Source organism: Comamonas sp. C11, from assembly GCF_024496285.1.
Taxonomy (GTDB): Bacteria; Pseudomonadota; Gammaproteobacteria; order Burkholderiales; family Burkholderiaceae_C; genus Comamonas; species Comamonas testosteroni_F.
In genome coordinates this window covers 2,759,628-2,776,596 of sequence record NZ_CP101743.1, presented here as the reverse complement: position 1 = coordinate 2,776,596, position 16,969 = coordinate 2,759,628, and the positions used below count along the sequence as shown (strand labels likewise).

Below are 16,969 nucleotides of genomic sequence, written 5' to 3'. Positions count from 1 at the left end.
TAACACGGGAGTTCATTGAATGTTCAAGTCCATCGCGGCCGCCGTTCTCGGCCTGTCACTTTCTCTGGGCGTCTCGGCCAAGACTGAAGCCACTCAGGAGTTACCTCCTGAAATCAAGGCCCTGCACTGGCAGGAAAGCGGCAAGGGAGAAATCGCCGACAAGGCCAGCATCAAGATTCCATCGGGCTATGCCTTTCTCGCACAGGCCGACACGTCCAAGCTGCTGCAGGCATTTGGCAACCCGCCCAGCAGCGATCACTTTTTGATTGCGCCCAAATCGCTGGACTGGTTTGCAGTGTTCTCCTATGACGAAACTGGTTACGTGAAGGATGACGAGAAGATCGATGCCAACGACTTGCTCAAATCCATGCAATCAGGCGACAAGGCCGGCAACGAGCAACGCAAGAAGCTGGGTCTTGAAGCGCTGTACACCGATGGCTGGCAGGTTCCCCCACATTACGACACCGCCACCAAGCGACTTGAGTGGGGCCTGCGTCTGCGCGGAGAGTCGGGCGAGAAAAATGTCAACTACACCTCGCGCATTCTGGGCCGCAGCGGCGTGATGACAGCCACCCTGGTATCCGACACCGCCACACTCGCCCAGAACACCGATGAGTTCAAAAAGGTACTCGCCGGCTTCGACTACAACAGCGGCCAGACCTATGCCGAGTTCAAGAACGGTGACAAGGTCGCCGCCATCGGCCTGGGTGCACTGGTACTCGGCGGTGCTGCCGCAGTGGCCACCAAGAAAGGCCTCTGGGGTGCGATTGCAGGCTTTCTGGCTGCAGGCTGGAAGATCATCGCCGCCGCAGCGGTCGCGCTGTTCGCTGGCATAGGCAAACTGCTTGGCCGCAAGAAAGCCGCTGAATAAAGCATTAGGTCGGCCGCAGCTTCACTCCTGCAACCCCACCCCGCGCATCGCTAAGATCGCGGGGTTTGTCTTGTCACGAAAGCCGTCTTGTACTTCACGATCTCCACGCAGCTGCAGGTAGTTCTGGCCATCGTACTGTTCTATCTTTATGACACTGCCTTGCTGCTCAAGCCAGAAGAGGGTTTGCTGAGCCCGCTACGATCGGGATGGCGGGCACAACTGGCCAGCCAGGGCTTCGAGCTGCGTCAGAACCGCCTGCTATGGCTGCCTGTCTTTGCACTGCACCGGCCCGCCTACCGGCAGCGCTGGAGCACCACCCGGATTCATCTGCCCGGTGACGCGGTATTTTCAAAGGCAGTGGAGGCACATGCCCGCAGCTTCAAGGCGTTTGCGCTGCCGCTGTATCTGCTGGCGGCACTGCTGTTTCTCGGTCTTCCCGCCGCCTTGCTGGTGCTGCATTCCGAACTGCTGCAGCTGATCGCACTCGCGCTGATCTATCTCAGCACCGCCTGCCTGAGCTGGCTGGCCCTGCGCCACGGCAAGCAGGGCCACAGCAATCGTGCCTTCGCGCGCTCCACTGCATTTCAGATTCTGCTGTGCCCGCCATTTGCCCTCAATGTGGTGCGCAAGCTTTCGCTGTCCTACGAGACTGAAGCTGATTTCTTGCAGGCGGCGCAGGCACTCATGAGCGCCCCGCAGTGGCAGGACCTCGCAGCACAGGTTCAGCAACTGATGCAGCGCGAAATGGATGAAATTGCCGAGTTGCCCGAATATGCGCCAGCGCTTGCGCAGATGCAGCAGGCGCTGCGGGCGCTGGAGCAAAACAAGGCCCGAAACTGAACAGGCCATCAGGCTGCCCCACAATAGCGGGTTCCATCATAGCGACCATCGCGAGCACACCATGGCCTTTTCCGACAACCTCAAGCAACTTCCCTCCATCGCCCATATCGCCGAGCTGCAGCTGATCGACTCGGAGGGCAAGCTGGCCGCAAGCATCCCGAATGCGCCTGGCAAAGCCGGCTCGGTCACGGTCTACAACGCGCTCTACGCAAGACATGGCAGCATCAATGTCGCCGCTGCCGAAGAAGGTCTGCAGCTGTTTGCCGAGCATACCGAAGACGCCAAGGCACGCCCCGGTGCCCATCCCAATATCGATCGCCTTCTGGACGTGATTGCCAGCGGCAAGGGCTATGCCGTGACGGTGATCGCCGCCTGACTGCCCTCAGGCCCTTTCCCGGTTAGAAAGGCTTGATCTTCTTGCCTTGCTTTCTGGCACCTGAGGCACAAGGTATTCGGGGTCCGCACGCTGAACGCGGTTGCGCCCGGCGCTCTTGCCCCGATAAAGAGCAATATCGGCCTGCTGCAGCGTGATGTCAAATGCCTTAGAAGTGATGAACGGATTGGAAACGCCAATCGTCGCCGTGCAAGTGACAGAGCCGTGCAGGCTGATTCCAGGTATCGCGATTGCTGCAATCGCCGCACGTATTCTTTCGGCCAGTTGCAGAACTTCATCGCCCTTCAGGCCCGGGCAAAGGACCAGAAACTCCTCGCCGCCCAGACGACATTTCAGATCACTTCTGCGCGTGCTCTGCTGAATCGCTTCTGCCACGCGACACAGCACGTTGTCGCCAAACTGGTGTCCATAGTTGTCGTTGATGCGCTTGAAATGGTCAATGTCCACGATCAAGAGGTGGACAGGTTCGGCTTTCCTGGCTGCGAAATGCGCCTCCAGACCATCTAGCAAACCACGACGATTGAGCAGCTTGGTCAGCGGGTCCTGCGCTGCCATGCTGCCGAGTTCATCGGTCAGACGGCGCAAGGCCAGCCAGACAGCGCCTGGCGGAATCACCGTACCGAGGAAAGACATATAGACATAGAACACCATCTGGAACCGGCTGTTCATGTCCAAAGCCTGCAATCCCCCCTTCAGAATCAGCATGAACTTCATGGCATTGAGAACACATATGCCCGCGATCAGGATGGCAAACACCACCATCTCCACGGCCATATTCCTGGCAAAGCTGCGCGTTCCCCAGAGCAAAGCGATCGTCATGCAGAGAAACAGCAAAGCGCAGGCCGCAGCCAACATGGCATGACGCGCCTCCGGACCCAGCGCAGACTGCACCAGCACCTGAGCCGCACTGTAGGCCAGCGCCAGAACCACCAGCGGACGCCATACCGGGGTCGGCTGATTGAAGAACCGCATCGCGCCCAGCACATACACTACCGGCGCGCACAGCGTCAGCGTGTGATTGACGAGGCTCATAACACTCCAGCCAGGCTTGCCGCCCAGCAGCTGCAATATATACGCGCAGCCAAGCAGCAGATTGCCCAGAGCAAAGACTTCCATGCCCATTTTTCTGCCGGGCAGCCTGCGACTGATCAGCATGAACAGCACGCAAAAACACAACAGATGCACGCAGAGCATGCCAAGGATGACGGTCGCAACCATGAAATCGCTCATTTCCGATAAAGGCAGGCGCCGCTTGGCTCAGGCCATGAGGAAAGCCGGACCCGCGGGTCAAAGCAGGACTGGCACAGGCTTTACTCAAGCCTTATCAACCCGCACTCTTAAGTGCTGGCAACTCTAATGCCTTGCGCCGAGCCGATAATGTCAACGCCAATCAGGGCCTGCCGGCAAATCTGAGCGAAGCCTGGCGTACCACCTCCGGCAACTGCTGCACCCGGGCATAGCTCCCGCGCAGCCAGCTCGCATCGTTGCCGCCCTGCAGCACCTGGGCCAGCTCCCGCAAAGCGCTCTTGCCGGATGCCGGCGAATGGGCGATGATGCGCTCCAGCGTCTGCTCAATATGCTCGCGCAGCGGCAGTTGCTCGCTGGAGGCGGGGTCCACATAGGTGCCGTCCAGACCAAACCGGCAGGCCTGGAAGCGGTTATAGGTGTAGACCAGATAGTCGTCTTCGCTGGGTTCGAAGGGCTGCTCACTGAGGAACCAGGCGCCCAGCGCCTGAACATAGGCCGCCAGTTGCGCCGCGCGATGGATGGACAATGGCGTATCGAAGACACGTACTTCCACAGTGCCGAACTCCGGCTTGGGACGGATATCCCAGTAGAAGTCCTTCATGCTGTGAATCACGCCCGTGGCAGCCATCTTGACAAAGTAGCGTTCGAAGTCCTCCCAGTGCAAGGCAAATGGCGCGCGCCCCGAGAGAGGAAATGCGAACACCGAGTTCAGGCGCGCAGAGTCAAACGCCGTGTCCTGCCCCTGCACAAAGGGGCTGGATGCGGACAGCGCAATGAAATGCGGGATATAGCGCGAGAGCCGGTGCAGCATCATCAGCGCATCATCGGCACCGGGACAGCCCACATGCACATGCTGGCCGAAGATGGTGAACTGCTTGGTCAGATAGCCGTACAGCGCCGTCAGTTCCTTGAAGCGCGGCTTGTCGTAAATGCGCTGCTGGTGCCATTGCTGAAACGGGTGCGTACCGCCACCGGCCAGCGCGATATTGAGCCGGTCAGCCGCCTTGACCAGGGCATCGCGCGTGACCGCCAACTGCTCATACGCGTCCTGTGCATCGCTACAAATGCCGGTCGAGATTTCGATCATGCTGGCCGTCACCTCGGGAACGATGGAGCCTGGAACCTTGGCGTTCTTGAGCAGTGCCAACATATCGGGCGCATAAGGCGTCATATCGTAGTGATGGGTGTTGAGCAGCTGCAACTCCAGCTCCACGCCCAGCGTCAACGCCTGAGATGGAGCGAATTCGCCCAGGCCACCAGCCTCTGCTGCAGTCGGTTGGATGTGTTCGACTTCATGCGTCATGACGTCTCTCCCCTCTTTGCAAGGCTGCGCGGCCCACGCCGCGATGGGCATCGCCGCTGCGCCACAGCGCCGTTGCAGCCAACAGCACACCCAGTACCTCACACAAGGCAATCATGGGCAAGGCAATGGCCGCGAGCTGCTGGGCCACGCTGGCGTTGAAGGCAGTCCACTGCAACACCAGGACAGAGACCATGAGCAGGGCCACACCCGAGAGCGCAAACTGTCCGCAGGCCACGGGCCATTGTCTGCGCCAGCCTATGGCCGTACCGTGTCCCAATAGCAAAACCGCAGAGAATTTGCCGACTGCCCTTGCCAGTACAGCGCTAGCCACTACCGACACAAGAGCGAACGACATGCCGACCTGGGCGGCCATACTGGCAACCAGTACAAACATCAGCAGATTGAGCATGGCATTGGCCGCCTGAAAGGCCTGGGGCCAGATCAAGGGCATGGGGCTGAGATTGCGCAGCATCAGCCCCGCGACCATAAAGCCCAGCGCAGCCGAACCGCCCCATTGCTCGGCAAGCAGGCAGACCGCAGTCATGGCCGCGAGCAGATAGAAGGCCGTGCTGTCGCTGCGCGATGACTGCCAACGCAACACCGGCCAGAAAGCAGCCGTGACCAGCAAGGCCCAGAACAGGGTCAACAGCAGGCTGAGCAGCAAACGCCCCAGTCCCGCAGCCGAGAACTGCAGGCCGCCGCCCGCCGCAGCCGTGGCCGGAACAAATACCACCGTCAGCACCAGCGCCCCCAGCAGCGCCAGCAAGGTGCTGATGGTTGCCAGCAGCAGACTGCGATCCGTCACTGCACCGCTGGCACGCAAATCATCGGCAATGCGCAGCAGTACAGCCGGCGATGCCGCCATGGATATCACGCCGACGGCCAGCGCGACGGCCCAGCCCCACCCCAGGACCAGCAAGGCGGCAGTCACCACCACCAGAGTCAACAAGGACTCACCCAGGCTTTGCAGCAGCAGCCAGGGCTGACGCAGCAGCCAGGGAAGAGAAACCTGAGATGCAGCCAGCAACAAGCTCGCGCCCACGGCAAGCTCCAGCAACAGCGCCGAACTGCCCTGCAGAGGCCAGGGCAGGTCACCAAACCCCACCCAGCCGGCAAGCAGACCGACCATCGTGTAGCCAAGCATGCGTGGATAGCCGGTAAAGCGATGAACCAGATGACCGAGCAAGGCGGCGGCCGAAACCAGCACGCACCAGCTCAGCAGCGGTGGAAATCCGGCAGGCCAGATGCCCGCCTCCAGATTGCCGAACGGCATATAGCGCCCTCCTGTATCAAGACCCGGACAATGCGACAAAGTCGTGGCACCAGGGTTGGTGCAGGCAGCGTTGCGAAAGAGATGCGGTCAGCGCCGCGTGAAATCCCGGCCATGCGCCGGAATGCAACACCTGCTATTGCGCAACCAGCTCTTCACCCACAGGATCAAGGTGGCCGCCACGCACGCCCCAGTTCCCGTTCAGATAACGAGAGGAACTATCTCGGAGCGCTACAAACATCATAGGGCTCCTGCATCCAATGGCGTTAAAGGGTGTCAGCCTTCCGACATTTCTGTGACCGAATGCATTGCTTGGTGCAGTTTTGCAAACCGCCAAATCATAAAAAACGCCGGGCTCAACTCTGCGTTGACCCGGCGTAGGTATGTATGGCAAAAACTGCGCTCTCAGGCTGGCAGCTTGCCGTCCTTCAGCAGCGTACCCACCAGCGCCACCCAGTAACGCATACCCAGCGGGAGATTGGCGTCATTGAAGTCGTACTTGGGATTGTGCAGAGAGGCGCTGTCCTCGCCATTGCCCAGCCAGATATAGACGCCCGGGCATTCCTGCGCCATGAAGGCAAAGTCTTCCGAGGCCATGCTGGGAACCATATCGCGGCGCACCTTGCCTTCGCCCAGCACGCTGGTCAGCACCTCGGCGCAGACTTCCGCATGCCTGGGGTTGTTGATGGTCGCTGGATAGCTGACGCGGTAGTCTAGATGGGCCTCCAGGCCGTGCAGCGCGCAGGTCGCGGCAATCGCATCGCGAAAACGTTGTTCGATGCGCGCGCGCTGAGGCATGTCGAAGCAGCGCACGGTGCCGCGCAACTTGATGACTTCGGGCATCACGTTGTAGGTATCGCCGGCGTTGAAGCTGGTCACGCTCAGCACGGCCGGCTTGTGAACCTCCTGTTCGCGCGCAATCAGCGCGGGCAGCTGCGTCACCAGCTGACAGGCCGCCAGCAGCGCGTCCTTGCCCAGATGCGGCATGGCGGCATGGCAGCCCTTGCCGCTCAGCGTCAGGTCAAAGATGTCGAAGGCCGCCATCACGGCTGTGGAATGCACGGCCGCCGTACCCACCGGCAGACCCGGCCAGTTATGCATGCTGTAGACCGCGTCCATGGGAAAGCGCTTGAACAGCCCTTCTTCGATCATGGCGCGCGCGCCACCTTCGTTTTCCTCGGCGGGCTGGAAGATGAAATACACGGTCCCCGCAAAATCGGGCGCCGAGCTCAGAGCCTGGGCCGCCCCCAGCAACATGCTGGTATGCCCGTCATGGCCACAGGCATGCATACGACCGGCGTGCGTGGACGCATGCTCACACTGGTTGAGTTCCGTCACATTCAGCGCATCCATATCGGCGCGCAGGCCGATGGAGGGTCCGACGCCAAGACTGCCATTGAGCACGGCGACCACGCCGGTGCCGGCCAGGCCGGTGTGCACTTCGAGACCGAAGCTCTTCAGGAGCTCAGCCACGCGTGCGCTGGTACGGTGCTCCTGAAACGCGGTTTCGGGATGACGATGAAAGTCGTGACGCCAGGCTTGCAGCTCCTGCTGGCCGGGCCATTTGATGGTGTTCATCATGGTCTTGCTCCGGTTTTACAGCGTGTGGACAAAGGTCTGGGCGATCAGCGTCGCGGCCAGGAACACACCGGCATTGGCCAGCAGCGAAACCACCACGATGCGCCAGCCCAGACGGCGGAAGGCCGGGATGTCCTTGGCCAGCGACAGGCCCGCAAACGTAAGCATGGGCGTGATCATGGCCAGGAAGTTGACCTTGCCGGTCAAAGCTGCCACTTCGGCGGCATAAGGCGTGAGCGGGAAGGTCATGGCCATGGCGATGAACGAAATCCAGCACACGGCGGGCAGCATGCGGCGCGTGCCGACATAGATCAGGTCGCCGACAAACACAGCGGCAATGATGAGCAGCACGCCGGGCAGCGCATCCATCACGGGCACGCCATGGCCGATGCGGTTGCCGATCAGCACCATGGCGCCGACCAGAACCCAGGAAGCGAAGCGCATGCCCAGACCCAGCGCCGGCACCTGCGCCTGTTCTTCGTCCTTGGCGGCAGACAGGTCTACCGCCTGCTCCACCACGGCCTGCTTGCGCTTGCGGCCCAGAATCGGCTCCAGCCATTGATAGGCACGCAGGGCCAGGGGCAGCGAGATGAACAGCGTCAGATAAGTGCCCACCGTCGTCGCAATCAGATTGGCAGCAGCGGCAAAGGTGGCGATCTGGTCGCTCATCTCGGGATGCTGGGCGGCGATCGCGCCCACAGCGGCAGCCGTCATGCTGCCCGAGCCAACGCCGGCGCCCATGCCCAGGGCCAGCGGGTGGAAGATATTGAGGCTGGAGACAAAGCCGGCCAGCAGCGAGATGAAAATGGCGCCGATCAGCGTGCCGGTGATGTACTCGGCCAGCACGCCACGGCCTTCGGGCGAATCCATGCCGAAACGCTCGCCGATGATGGCCAGACCCGGCTCACGACCGATGGAGAACGTCGCGCCAATGGCTTCGCGCTTGATGCCCAGCAGCAGTGCCACGGGCATGCCCAGGGCGACGCAACCGACCAGATTGCCCAACTCCTGCAACACCAGTCCCCAGCCGACTTCCGCCAGCTTGGGCAGCGACCCACCGACCAGCAGACCCAGCTTGGCAATGAACAGAAACAGCGCGCAAGACAGCACGGCAGCGGCCAGGTTCTGGCTGTACAGGCCCAGTTGCAGCGGGCCGGGCATGCGCTTGCGCAGCAGACCCAGCACCAGGCCGATAAGCAGTGCCCAGATCATGGGCAGCAGCACCACCTTGCCCACGCCCAGCGAAATGGGCAGCGGCCCCAGCCACTCGGACAATGCCGCAATCACCAGCGCCAGCGCAAATACCTGCACCACGCTGCCCACATTCAACGCGGCCTTGGCCGGCTGCACCTCTGTACGCATCAACTTTCCTTGCGCACGACGGCCGCTGCCGACGCGCTGAAATAGCTTTGAACCCTGAAAATGGGCACGGCCAGCCCAAGCTGGCGCTCACCCATGCGGGCGCTGAATATAACAATGCATTTATTGCATATGCATTCTTTTTCTGTTCTAAAAAAGTGAACATACGTATGAATACAGATGCAATTTGGCGACGACAATCGCCGCATGCCCGCCTTTCAAGACTCCCGCGCCCGCTATCTGTTTGAAGCCGTCTACTGCGGCTCCGTTCGTGCCGCAGCCGAAAAACTTGGCATCGTGCCCTCGGCCGTCAGCCGCCAGATCAGCCTGCTCGAAGAGGAACTGGGCCTGACCCTGCTGGAGCGCCATCGCAGCGGCGTGGTGCCCACCGAGGCCGGCCAGTTGCTGCTGGACTATCACCGCGAACATACGGCCCACCGCCACGACATGCTGGCCAAGGTCGATGCGCTGCGCGGCCTGCACAGCGGCAGTGTCAGCGTGGTCAGTGGCGAGGGCTTTGCGCAGGAGCTGATCGACGGCCCCATTCGCAATTTTCGCCAGCAATATCCGGGCGTCAGCATCTCGCTGGAAATCTACGGCACGACCGAGATCATGCGCCGCATTCGCGAGGATGCTGCCGAGATCGGCCTGGTCTACTACCCGCCCGCCGACAGTCATATCACCGCACGCGGTGCGGCGCGCCAGCCCATGCATGCCATCGTGCATGCGCAGCACCCGCTGGCCAGCGCTGAGCAAACCTCGCTGCAGGAGCTCAGCCAATGGCCTGTTGCCATGTTGCAAGGCGTGTATGGAATTCGCCAGCTCGTGGAGTATGCGGAACACAAGGACAAGATCCACCTCAGCCCCGCGCTGACCAGCAATCTCATCAGCGTACTGCTGGCCTTTGTCACCAGCGGTCAGGGCGTGACCCTGCTGCCGCCCTGCTCCGTCACGGCCGAGCTGGCAAGCGGGCGCCTGCGCGCCATTCCCATTCACAACCCTGCATTTCTTGACGCCGAAATGCAACTCATCACCCGCACCGGCCGCCATCTGTCCCCGGCGGCCAATCGCTTTCTGCTGTATTGCATGCAAGGCATGCAGGCGTTCCAGGAGCCTTGAGCGACGACCGGCGACGCGCGAGACCCCGGGTCATGGACGCCTGAGCATACTCAGGACACCGCTGCACTTGCCTTAGACTGCACGCAGCATGCAAACCAGTCTGGCTCTCACTCCGTCGCAACTGAGCGAATTCCTTCTCAACGTCGCCACCGTACGCCCCGTGTTCATCTGGGGGCCGCCAGGCATCGGCAAGTCGGCACTGGTACAGAACTTTGCGCAAAGCGTGGGGCTTGACTGCGTGTCCCTGCTGGGCAGCCAGCTCGCGCCAGAAGATTTGCTGGGCGTGCCGCAGATCATTGACGGCGTGACCCGCTTTTGCCCGCCCGCCATGATTGCGCGCGAGCAGCCCTATTGCCTGTTCCTGGACGAGCTCAACGCCTGCAGCCAGGATGTGCAAAAGGCTTTCTACAGCCTGATTCTGGAGCGCCGCGTGGGCGAATACCTGATGCCCGAGGGCTCCATCGTGATTGCGGCAGGCAACCGCGCCCAGGACTCCGCGATTGTGCGCACCATGTCCTCGGCCCTGGTCAACCGCATGATTCATGTGCAGCTCAAGGTCAGCGCCAGCGAGTGGCTGCAATGGGCACAGCAGGCCCAGTTGCATACTCTGGTGCTCGAATACCTGGCCCAGCGTCCCGACCATCTGTGGAGCCAGCCGCCCAAGCATGAGGAGGCGTTTTCCACGCCGCGCTCCTGGCATATGCTGAGCGACGCCCTGCAGTCCTATGGCGATGCGCTGAACCTGCATACGTTCGAGGCCCTGAGCAGCGGCTGCCTCACGCCTCAGCATGCGGCGCAGTTCAAGGCCTTCTACAAACTCGCCGAGGACCGCCATCGTCTGGACGCCATCTTCAAGGGCGACGCCAACTGGCCCCATGCGCCGCAGGACCGAGATGTGCTGTATTTCCTGGCCCAGGCCTTCCGCGCGCGTCTGCTCAAGATCCTGCCCGCCGACAAGCAGCAAAGCGGCGGCGAGTTGCAGCAAAACGTGCACCGGTCCAAGGCCATGCTCAAGGAGCTGGCCCAGATCAGCCTGGAAATGGCCCAGATCGTCACCGCCGAAAGCGACGGCCAGACCCTGCCCGCCTGGTATATGGTGGAAATCGTGCGCGACCTGCCGCGACTGGTCGAAGCGCGCGAAACGGCCAGGGCCTGACGCCTGATGGCCAAAGCCCCAACGCGCGAAACGCCGGCCACCCAGGCCTATACGCAGGGCCTGGCCTTGCTGCAGGCACACCCCATCTTCACCGAGCTCAGCCGCAGTCTGGGCTTTGTGCGCAGCGCACATTCCCTGTGTCCGGCCCATGGCTGGGCTCAGGCCAGCCTCAACCACCAGCGCTTTACCGGCCAGATCGACATCCATCCCAAACGCATGGCCAGCCCCGAGGAATGGGCGTATTGCCTGGGGCGGGCAACGCTCAGCTACGCGCTGGAGCTGTTTCAGCGTGACCGCAGCCATTGGGCACACTGGAGCGCGGCCTGCGATGTCGTCACGGCCCGCTTCATCCAGACCATCAAGCTGGGCCGTCCGCCCGAAGGCATGGAACTGCCCGACGGACTGCCCCAGCGCGACGAGGCCCAGTGGTATGTGCAGTTCTGCGAACAAGGCATACCCGCCTGGGCGCAGTCGCTGAGCCTGGCCGGTCCCGGCCAGGGCGGCGCTCACCCCAGCCTGGCCCTGCCGCAGCAATGGCCGCAGCCCGCCTCCTCCACCAGCAAGCCTCAGCCGTATTGGCGCAGGTACGGCAACTGGCCCGAAATGTTTGCCGCGGGCCTGGCCCGCTCCGTCACCCAGCCCGTGGAAATGGCCGCAGGCGTGCGCCGCGAGTTTGGCCAGAGCCGCCCTGCCAGCAGCGCGCTGGACCGCGCACGCCACTGGTTCATGGACAGCTTTCCACTGCTGGGCAGCATGGTCGCTGCGTTTGACATCGTCGAGGACGCCAGCATCTGCGAGCGCGAGGACATCTCCGTCGCCGCGGTCGACGAAGTGCTGCGCACCATCTACATCAACCCCGGCCCTCACCTGTCCGAGCTGGAGCTGCGCTTTGTCATCGCCCACGAAGTCCTGCACGTCGCACTGCGACATCTGCTGCGCCGACGCGGGCGTGAGCCGTTTCTGTGGAACGTGGCCTGCGACTTTGTCATCAACGACTGGCTGATTCAGATGGACGTGGGCCAGCCGCCAGGCATTGGCCTGCTCTACGACCCCGAGCTGCGCGGGCTCAGCGCCGAAGAGGTCTACGACCGCATCGCGAGCGATCTGCGCCGCATGCGCAAGCTGCGCACCCTGGCCGGTGGCCAGGGGGACATGCTGGAGCGCAATGCGGGCGGTCAGCGCAACGCGGGCGACTACACCGATATCGACGAGTTCTGCCGCACCCAGCTGGGTAAAGGCCTTCTGCGCCACGAGCAAAGCGCACGCGGGCTGCTGCCCGCGGGACTGATCGAAGAAATCCGCGCTCTGTTGCAGCCGCCGATTGACTGGCAGGTCGAGCTGGCACGCTGGTTCGACCACCACTTTCCGCCCATTGAAACGCGGCGCAGCTATGCCCGCATCAGCCGCCGCCAGAGCGCCACGCCCGATATTCCCAGGCCCCGCATTCAGGCAGACAGCCGCTGGCTGGAAGGCCGCACCTTCGGCGTGGTGCTGGACACCTCGGGCTCCATGGAGCGCCATGTGCTGGCCAAGGCACTGGGTGCCATCGCCAGCTATGCCGAGGCCAAGGATGTGCCCGCTGTGCGCCTGATCTGCTGCGATGCCGCGGCCTATGACCTGGGCTATCTGCCGGCCGCCGACCTTGCCCAGCGCATCGCCCTCAAAGGCCGTGGCGGCACCGTGCTGCAACCGGGCGTGGATCTGCTGCTTCAGGCCGACGACTTTCCCAAGGACGGCCCCATCCTCATCATCACCGATGGCCAGTGCGACCCGCTGCGCGTGCCACGCGAGCATGCCTATCTGCTGCCTGCGGGCCGCAGGCTGCCGTTTCGCACAGCTGCGCCTATCTTTGTGATGGACTGAGATTCAAGATCAAGCAATAGCTGTCTCGTGCAGCGCATGCCACAGCACGCCGTCAGCTGCGACTTCCAGAATCGCCGTGGAATAGCGCGCATGGCTAACGCCGGCCAGCATATGTGTTTCGCGGTAGCGCAGCGCGATATGTGAGCCCACCTGCCAGATGCTTGTCAGCTCATCCACCGCCATCTGCAAACCGGGCCTGCCGCCAGCAGCGCCCTCAAACATCTGCTGTAACTGGGCACGCGTCACGATCCTGCCGCCTGTGGTGACCATGCTGAAGCCCTCGGCAAACACCTGCATCAGCGCCTTGGCAGCAGCTTGGGCGGCATCGCCCTTTTGAGTAAAAACGGTCTGGATCAGGGCATGCACATCGTTAATGCTTTGTGCGGCGGCTTTGAGGTTCTGGTCGTTCATGCCTGGCTTTTTTCAAGGTGTGTAAACAGGTCAGCGGCAGCAGCCCCACCAGGGCGGCAACGGCAAAGCTTGCGTGATAGGCCGCCAGCGCACCGATATGCGGCTGCAGCAGGTTGAAGATCATCAAAAACAGGGCCGCGCCTACGCTGAATGCCATCTGGCGGTTGATGTTCCAGACCACGCTGGCCTGGGGCAGTTCCAAGCCGTGAAAATCCATCAGCGCCGTGGTTTGCGCGGCGTTGGCAGCCAGGCCGCCGCCCAGGCCCATCAGGGCATAGGCCAGTACCAGGGCTAGCAGATCGCCCGTGCTGTTCACCGCCATCAGGCAGGCAATACCCAGGCTGTGCAGCAGCAGACCGACCACAAACAGCGGCCTCGCCCCCACGCGGTTGTAGATGCGGCCGCACATCAGCATGGCCAGCAGCGCGCCGCCGGCATAGACCAGCATGAACATGCCCGAGCGCTGGGCGCTCAGGGCCAGCAGGTCTTGCAGAAAAAACAGGCTCAGCAGATTGACGCCGGTAAACACGCCGGGCACGGCGTAGTACACGGCCATGGACACCCGCAGGCGTGGGCTGCGCAGCAGGCGCAGCTCGACCACTGGGTCTGCCGCATTGCGCCAGTGGCGCAGATAGAGCGCGCTGGCTGCCAGACCCAGCGCAAGACACAGCAGCGCCCCGACCCGGCCACGGCCTGCACCGTACAGCGACATGCCCATGAGCACGGCAGTCAGTGCCGTGCCGATCAGCAGCAGTCCGGTCATATCCGGCTTGGCTGCAACCGGCGGCTCGAATGACTCTGCCGAATCGCGCACCCAGCACCAGGCCAGCAGCGCGGCTGCCAGAGCCAACGGAATGTTGGCAAAAAACACCCAGCGCCAGGAACTGCTGTCCACAATCAGCCCGCCCAGTCCCGGTGACAAAGCCGGTGCAATCAGGGCCACGGCCATGACCAGGGTGGAAATGCGTGCACGCTCCGCCCCCTGAAACAAGGCAAAGGCCATGGCCTGCCCCACGGGAATCAACAGCCCGCCGGCCATTCCCTGCACGAAGCGCCAAACCACCACGGCCGTAAAACTGCCCGCCATGCCGCAAGCCGCCACAGCCAGTGCAAACACCAGCATGGAAGCTGCCAGCAAACGCCGCGCGCCCCAGCGGCCGGCCAGCCGCGTGCTGATGGGAATCACCAAGGTCAGGCCCAGGATGTAGGCATTGCCCACCCAGGCGGTGTCCAGGCTGGCTGTCTCGAACTCGGCAGCCAGGCGTGGCAAGGCGACTGCGGGCATGAAGATATTGATGCAGTCGATAAAAAACCCGGTCAAAAACACCAGGGCAATGCGGTAACGGTAGCTCATGTCTGTCCTTTGAGCTGCGCATAGTAGGCAGCGCAGTTGCCCACGTCGATACCGCTATGCTTGATACTTTGTTTGATCAAACTGAACAATGGCCGCCACCACAAGCACTGCCATCCACACCCAGCTTCACCGCGTGCAGACTTTTCTGGCCGTGGTGGAACTGGGCAGCTACACCAAGGCCGCCGACTACCTGAAGATCAGCAAGGCCATGGCCAGCCTGCATGTAAAGGCGCTGGAAGAAGCCCTGTCCATTACGTTGCTGGTGCGCAGCACGCGGTCGGTGGCGTTGACGGAAAGCGGCCAGCAGTTCTATGACGAGTTCAAGCAGATCTTCGGCCATATCGAAGCTGCATTTGACAATGCCCAGCACGGCAGCCGCCGCCTGCGCGGGCAGCTACGCATCAGCACCACTGCCGAGTTTGGCGAGCGCTATGTGCTGCCGCTGATCCCGCAGTTTGTGCAGCGCTACCCAGGCATTGCCATCAGCCACGATGCCAATTCCTCGCTCAGCGATCTGGTAGCCGAAAAGCTCGACCTGGTTGTGCGCCTGGGCAGCCTGGCCGATTCCAGCCTCAAAAGCCGCAAGCTGGCGGATTATGAAATCTGGCTGGTCGCATCGCCCCGGTTGACTGGCCTGCAAGCCGTGCAGCAGCCGCAAGACCTGGCCGATCTGCCCTGGATTGCCAACAGCAATCTGGACAGCCCCACGCACTGGGTGCTGGAAAGCGCCCAGGGTCAGCAGACCGAGGTGCAGGGCCGCGCCGCCCACCAGTCCAATTCATCGAGCGCGATTCGTACGCTGTCGCTGGCGGGCCTGGGTGTAGCCGTGCTGCCCGACTGGCTGGTGCAGGACGATGTGCGCAGCGGCCAGCTGCAGCGCGTGCTGCCCGAGTACGCCCTGCCCAGCCAGCCGATTCACCTGGTCTTCCCCGGCAGCCGCCACCTGCCACGCAAGACACGGGTGTTCATCGACTTTCTGGCCGAGCATCTGGTGCGTTGATTCCCCACAAGAACTCAAGACAAAACAACCTCTGACGCTTACCCAGAAAGCGCCAGCAGCTATCAAAAACGTAGAATTCATGCCATGCGGCTGCGCCCTAGCCTCGGGCATGGCCGTCTTGCAATCCGCACCAATCCGGGACACTACTGTTTAGCAGCTAGGCTTGGTGCTTACTCTTTGAACGGAAGCGAATCCTTGAGCACAGCCACCCTCCCCTCTTGCCCCCAATGCGGCCTGGACAATACCTATCCCGATGGCGATCTGCTGATCTGCCCCGATTGCGCCCATGAATGGTCGGCCCATACAGAAACCATTGCCGATGAAGACAACGGCCCCCGCATCATCAAGGATGCCAACGGCACGCCGCTGGCCGACGGCGACAGCGTGCTGCTGGTCAAGGACCTGAAAGTCAAGGGTTCCTCTACCGTCATCAAAAAAGGCACCAAGATCAAAGGCATCCGCCTGGTCTATGACAACGGCGACCATGACGTGGACTGCAAGACGGATCAGGGTCCATTCATTCTCAAATCCGAGTTTCTGAAAAAGGCCTGACGCGGCCCTCCCCATCGCTGTCCCCTGCGATCCACCCAACGCCCGGAGCCATGCCGGGCGTTCCTTCGAGCACCATGTAGCGGCTCAAAAGTTCTGGCAATCCGCTGGTGCAAATAGAAGCCCGATCGGCCCCTGCACTGATCTCAAAGCGCTGCCGTATCAAAAAACAGACTCAGCCACATCAGCCATCCGCCCATGAAACGGCTGTCTGTCCCCCGTGCAACTGCAGGCTCAGGGGAACATGGCTCTCGATGGCGCACGCCATCGCCGCGCAAAACTGCCGCTTCTTCCACCGCCTTGCCACGGCAGGGCCGACCCTAAGGCTTACCCTCGGCTGTCATGATCTGGCAATTAAATTGCGGCATGCGTTAAGTCCATTCACGGCACCGGCCCTACATTGCCCCTCGAACTCCTTGATTTCTGCCCCTGCAGAGGTCAAGACAGGCTGATGCATACCCCGTGCGCAGCCAGGTCCAGACCATGAAGGGCAATAGCAGGAAATGAACCGGGAAGTCGACGGCAAGCACACCAATCACTGCTCACAGTCACCGCACTGGCCTGGCGAGGTCCTGGCACAAAGACCTGGCAGCCAAAGCCTTACAGGCTTGACGCTGTGGGCCTGCGCAGTCCCCCCCCTGCATCAAGACAACA

The 16,969-nt window shown here is 62.1% G+C and carries 15 protein-coding genes; 8 read left to right on the top strand and 7 right to left on the bottom strand.

Annotation, left to right across the window (positions count from 1 at the left end; genetic code table 11):
* The first annotated feature begins 19 nt into the window (after window positions 1-19).
* The 3 genes from NOX35_RS12665 (at window position 20) to NOX35_RS12655 (ending at window position 2,087) form a co-directional block, all read left to right on the top strand.
* Complete coding sequence (locus tag NOX35_RS12665) at window positions 20-871, top strand: DUF2167 domain-containing protein (protein WP_256496795.1); 852 nt, start codon at window positions 20-22, stop codon at window positions 869-871.
* A gap of 87 nt (window positions 872-958) precedes the next feature.
* Complete coding sequence (locus NOX35_RS12660) at window positions 959-1,711, top strand: hypothetical protein (RefSeq protein WP_182287006.1); 753 nt, start codon at window positions 959-961, stop codon at window positions 1,709-1,711.
* A 61-nt stretch (window positions 1,712-1,772) separates the two neighbouring features.
* A complete protein-coding gene (locus tag NOX35_RS12655; protein WP_182287005.1) occupies window positions 1,773-2,087 on the top strand; it encodes a DUF2322 family protein in 315 nt (104 codons plus the stop codon).
* A 6-nt stretch (window positions 2,088-2,093) separates the two neighbouring features.
* Here the strand turns inward: NOX35_RS12655 and NOX35_RS12650 are convergent, their stop codons facing one another.
* The 5 genes from NOX35_RS12650 to NOX35_RS12630 form a co-directional block, all read right to left on the bottom strand.
* Window positions 2,094-3,323 (bottom strand): GGDEF domain-containing protein, encoded by a 1,230-nt coding sequence (locus tag NOX35_RS12650; protein WP_256496794.1) that lies wholly within the window; start codon window positions 3,321-3,323, stop codon window positions 2,094-2,096.
* 172 nt (window positions 3,324-3,495) lie between these two features.
* Entirely contained in the window at window positions 3,496-4,656 is a 1,161-nt protein-coding gene (locus NOX35_RS12645) for a YbdK family carboxylate-amine ligase (protein ID WP_256496793.1), read from the bottom strand.
* Window positions 4,646-5,929 (bottom strand): cation:proton antiporter, encoded by a 1,284-nt coding sequence (locus NOX35_RS12640; RefSeq protein WP_256496792.1) that lies wholly within the window; start codon window positions 5,927-5,929, stop codon window positions 4,646-4,648. Before NOX35_RS12640 ends, NOX35_RS12645 begins: the two co-directional genes overlap by 11 nt.
* A gap of 402 nt (window positions 5,930-6,331) precedes the next feature.
* The gene (locus NOX35_RS12635; RefSeq protein WP_256496791.1) at window positions 6,332-7,507 is read right to left on the bottom strand and encodes a M20 aminoacylase family protein; all 1,176 of its coding nucleotides are present in this window, start codon (window positions 7,505-7,507) and stop codon (window positions 6,332-6,334) included.
* A 15-nt stretch (window positions 7,508-7,522) separates the two neighbouring features.
* Window positions 7,523-8,866 carry a DUF3100 domain-containing protein gene (locus NOX35_RS12630; protein ID WP_182287000.1) on the bottom strand — a complete coding sequence of 448 codons (1,344 nt, stop codon included), beginning with the start codon at window positions 8,864-8,866 and terminating at the stop codon, window positions 7,523-7,525.
* 177 nt (window positions 8,867-9,043) lie between these two features.
* On the opposite strand from NOX35_RS12630, the gene NOX35_RS12625 reads away from it, so the two are divergent.
* The 3 genes from NOX35_RS12625 to NOX35_RS12615 all read left to right on the top strand — a co-directional run bounded on the left by NOX35_RS12625 (window position 9,044) and on the right by NOX35_RS12615 (window position 13,001).
* A complete protein-coding gene (locus NOX35_RS12625; RefSeq protein WP_256496790.1) occupies window positions 9,044-9,982 on the top strand; it encodes a LysR family transcriptional regulator in 939 nt (312 codons plus the stop codon).
* Between the two features lie 88 nt (window positions 9,983-10,070).
* Complete coding sequence (locus tag NOX35_RS12620; protein ID WP_182286998.1) at window positions 10,071-11,138, top strand: AAA family ATPase; 1,068 nt, start codon at window positions 10,071-10,073, stop codon at window positions 11,136-11,138.
* A gap of 6 nt (window positions 11,139-11,144) precedes the next feature.
* Complete coding sequence (locus tag NOX35_RS12615; RefSeq protein WP_256496789.1) at window positions 11,145-13,001, top strand: hypothetical protein; 1,857 nt, start codon at window positions 11,145-11,147, stop codon at window positions 12,999-13,001.
* Between the two features lie 9 nt (window positions 13,002-13,010).
* Here NOX35_RS12615 and NOX35_RS12610 read toward each other — a convergent pair whose 3' ends face one another.
* Together NOX35_RS12610 and NOX35_RS12605 are read right to left on the bottom strand one after the other, a co-directional pair.
* On the bottom strand, window positions 13,011-13,412 hold the full coding sequence (locus tag NOX35_RS12610) for a DUF4440 domain-containing protein (protein ID WP_256496788.1): 402 nt from the start codon (window positions 13,410-13,412) through the stop codon (window positions 13,011-13,013).
* A complete protein-coding gene (locus NOX35_RS12605) occupies window positions 13,372-14,766 on the bottom strand; it encodes an MFS transporter (protein WP_256496787.1) in 1,395 nt (464 codons plus the stop codon). Before NOX35_RS12605 ends, NOX35_RS12610 begins: the two co-directional genes overlap by 41 nt.
* Before the next feature lie 88 nt (window positions 14,767-14,854).
* Between NOX35_RS12605 and NOX35_RS12600 the strand changes: the two genes are divergently transcribed.
* Together NOX35_RS12600 and NOX35_RS12595 are read left to right on the top strand one after the other, a co-directional pair.
* Entirely contained in the window at window positions 14,855-15,766 is a 912-nt protein-coding gene (locus NOX35_RS12600) for a LysR family transcriptional regulator (RefSeq protein ID WP_256496786.1), read from the top strand.
* A gap of 195 nt (window positions 15,767-15,961) precedes the next feature.
* On the top strand, window positions 15,962-16,318 hold the full coding sequence (locus tag NOX35_RS12595; protein ID WP_256496785.1) for a zinc ribbon domain-containing protein YjdM: 357 nt from the start codon (window positions 15,962-15,964) through the stop codon (window positions 16,316-16,318).
* Window positions 16,319-16,969 lie beyond the last annotated feature (651 nt).

Bases quoted from the DNA above. Each gene is read 5' to 3' on its own strand.
- NOX35_RS12605 (WP_256496787.1), bottom strand. From the start codon at position 14,766: ATGAGCTACCGTTACCGCATTGCCCTGGTGTTTTTGACCGGGTTTTTT.
- NOX35_RS12630 (WP_182287000.1), bottom strand. From the start codon at position 8,866: ATGCGTACAGAGGTGCAGCCGGCCAAGGCCGCGTTGAATGTGGGCAGC.
- NOX35_RS12620 (WP_182286998.1), top strand. From the start codon at position 10,071: ATGCAAACCAGTCTGGCTCTCACTCCGTCGCAACTGAGCGAATTCCTT.
- NOX35_RS12640 (WP_256496792.1), bottom strand. From the start codon at position 5,929: ATGCCGTTCGGCAATCTGGAGGCGGGCATCTGGCCTGCCGGATTTCCA.
- NOX35_RS12615 (WP_256496789.1), top strand. From the start codon at position 11,145: ATGGCCAAAGCCCCAACGCGCGAAACGCCGGCCACCCAGGCCTATACG.
- NOX35_RS12600 (WP_256496786.1), top strand. From the start codon at position 14,855: ATGGCCGCCACCACAAGCACTGCCATCCACACCCAGCTTCACCGCGTG.
- NOX35_RS12635 (WP_256496791.1), bottom strand. From the start codon at position 7,507: ATGATGAACACCATCAAATGGCCCGGCCAGCAGGAGCTGCAAGCCTGG.
- NOX35_RS12645 (WP_256496793.1), bottom strand. From the start codon at position 4,656: ATGACGCATGAAGTCGAACACATCCAACCGACTGCAGCAGAGGCTGGT.
- NOX35_RS12650 (WP_256496794.1), bottom strand. From the start codon at position 3,323: ATGGTTGCGACCGTCATCCTTGGCATGCTCTGCGTGCATCTGTTGTGT.
- NOX35_RS12655 (WP_182287005.1), top strand. From the start codon at position 1,773: ATGGCCTTTTCCGACAACCTCAAGCAACTTCCCTCCATCGCCCATATC.
- NOX35_RS12610 (WP_256496788.1), bottom strand. From the start codon at position 13,412: ATGAACGACCAGAACCTCAAAGCCGCCGCACAAAGCATTAACGATGTG.
- NOX35_RS12665 (WP_256496795.1), top strand. From the start codon at position 20: ATGTTCAAGTCCATCGCGGCCGCCGTTCTCGGCCTGTCACTTTCTCTG.
- NOX35_RS12625 (WP_256496790.1), top strand. From the start codon at position 9,044: ATGCAATTTGGCGACGACAATCGCCGCATGCCCGCCTTTCAAGACTCC.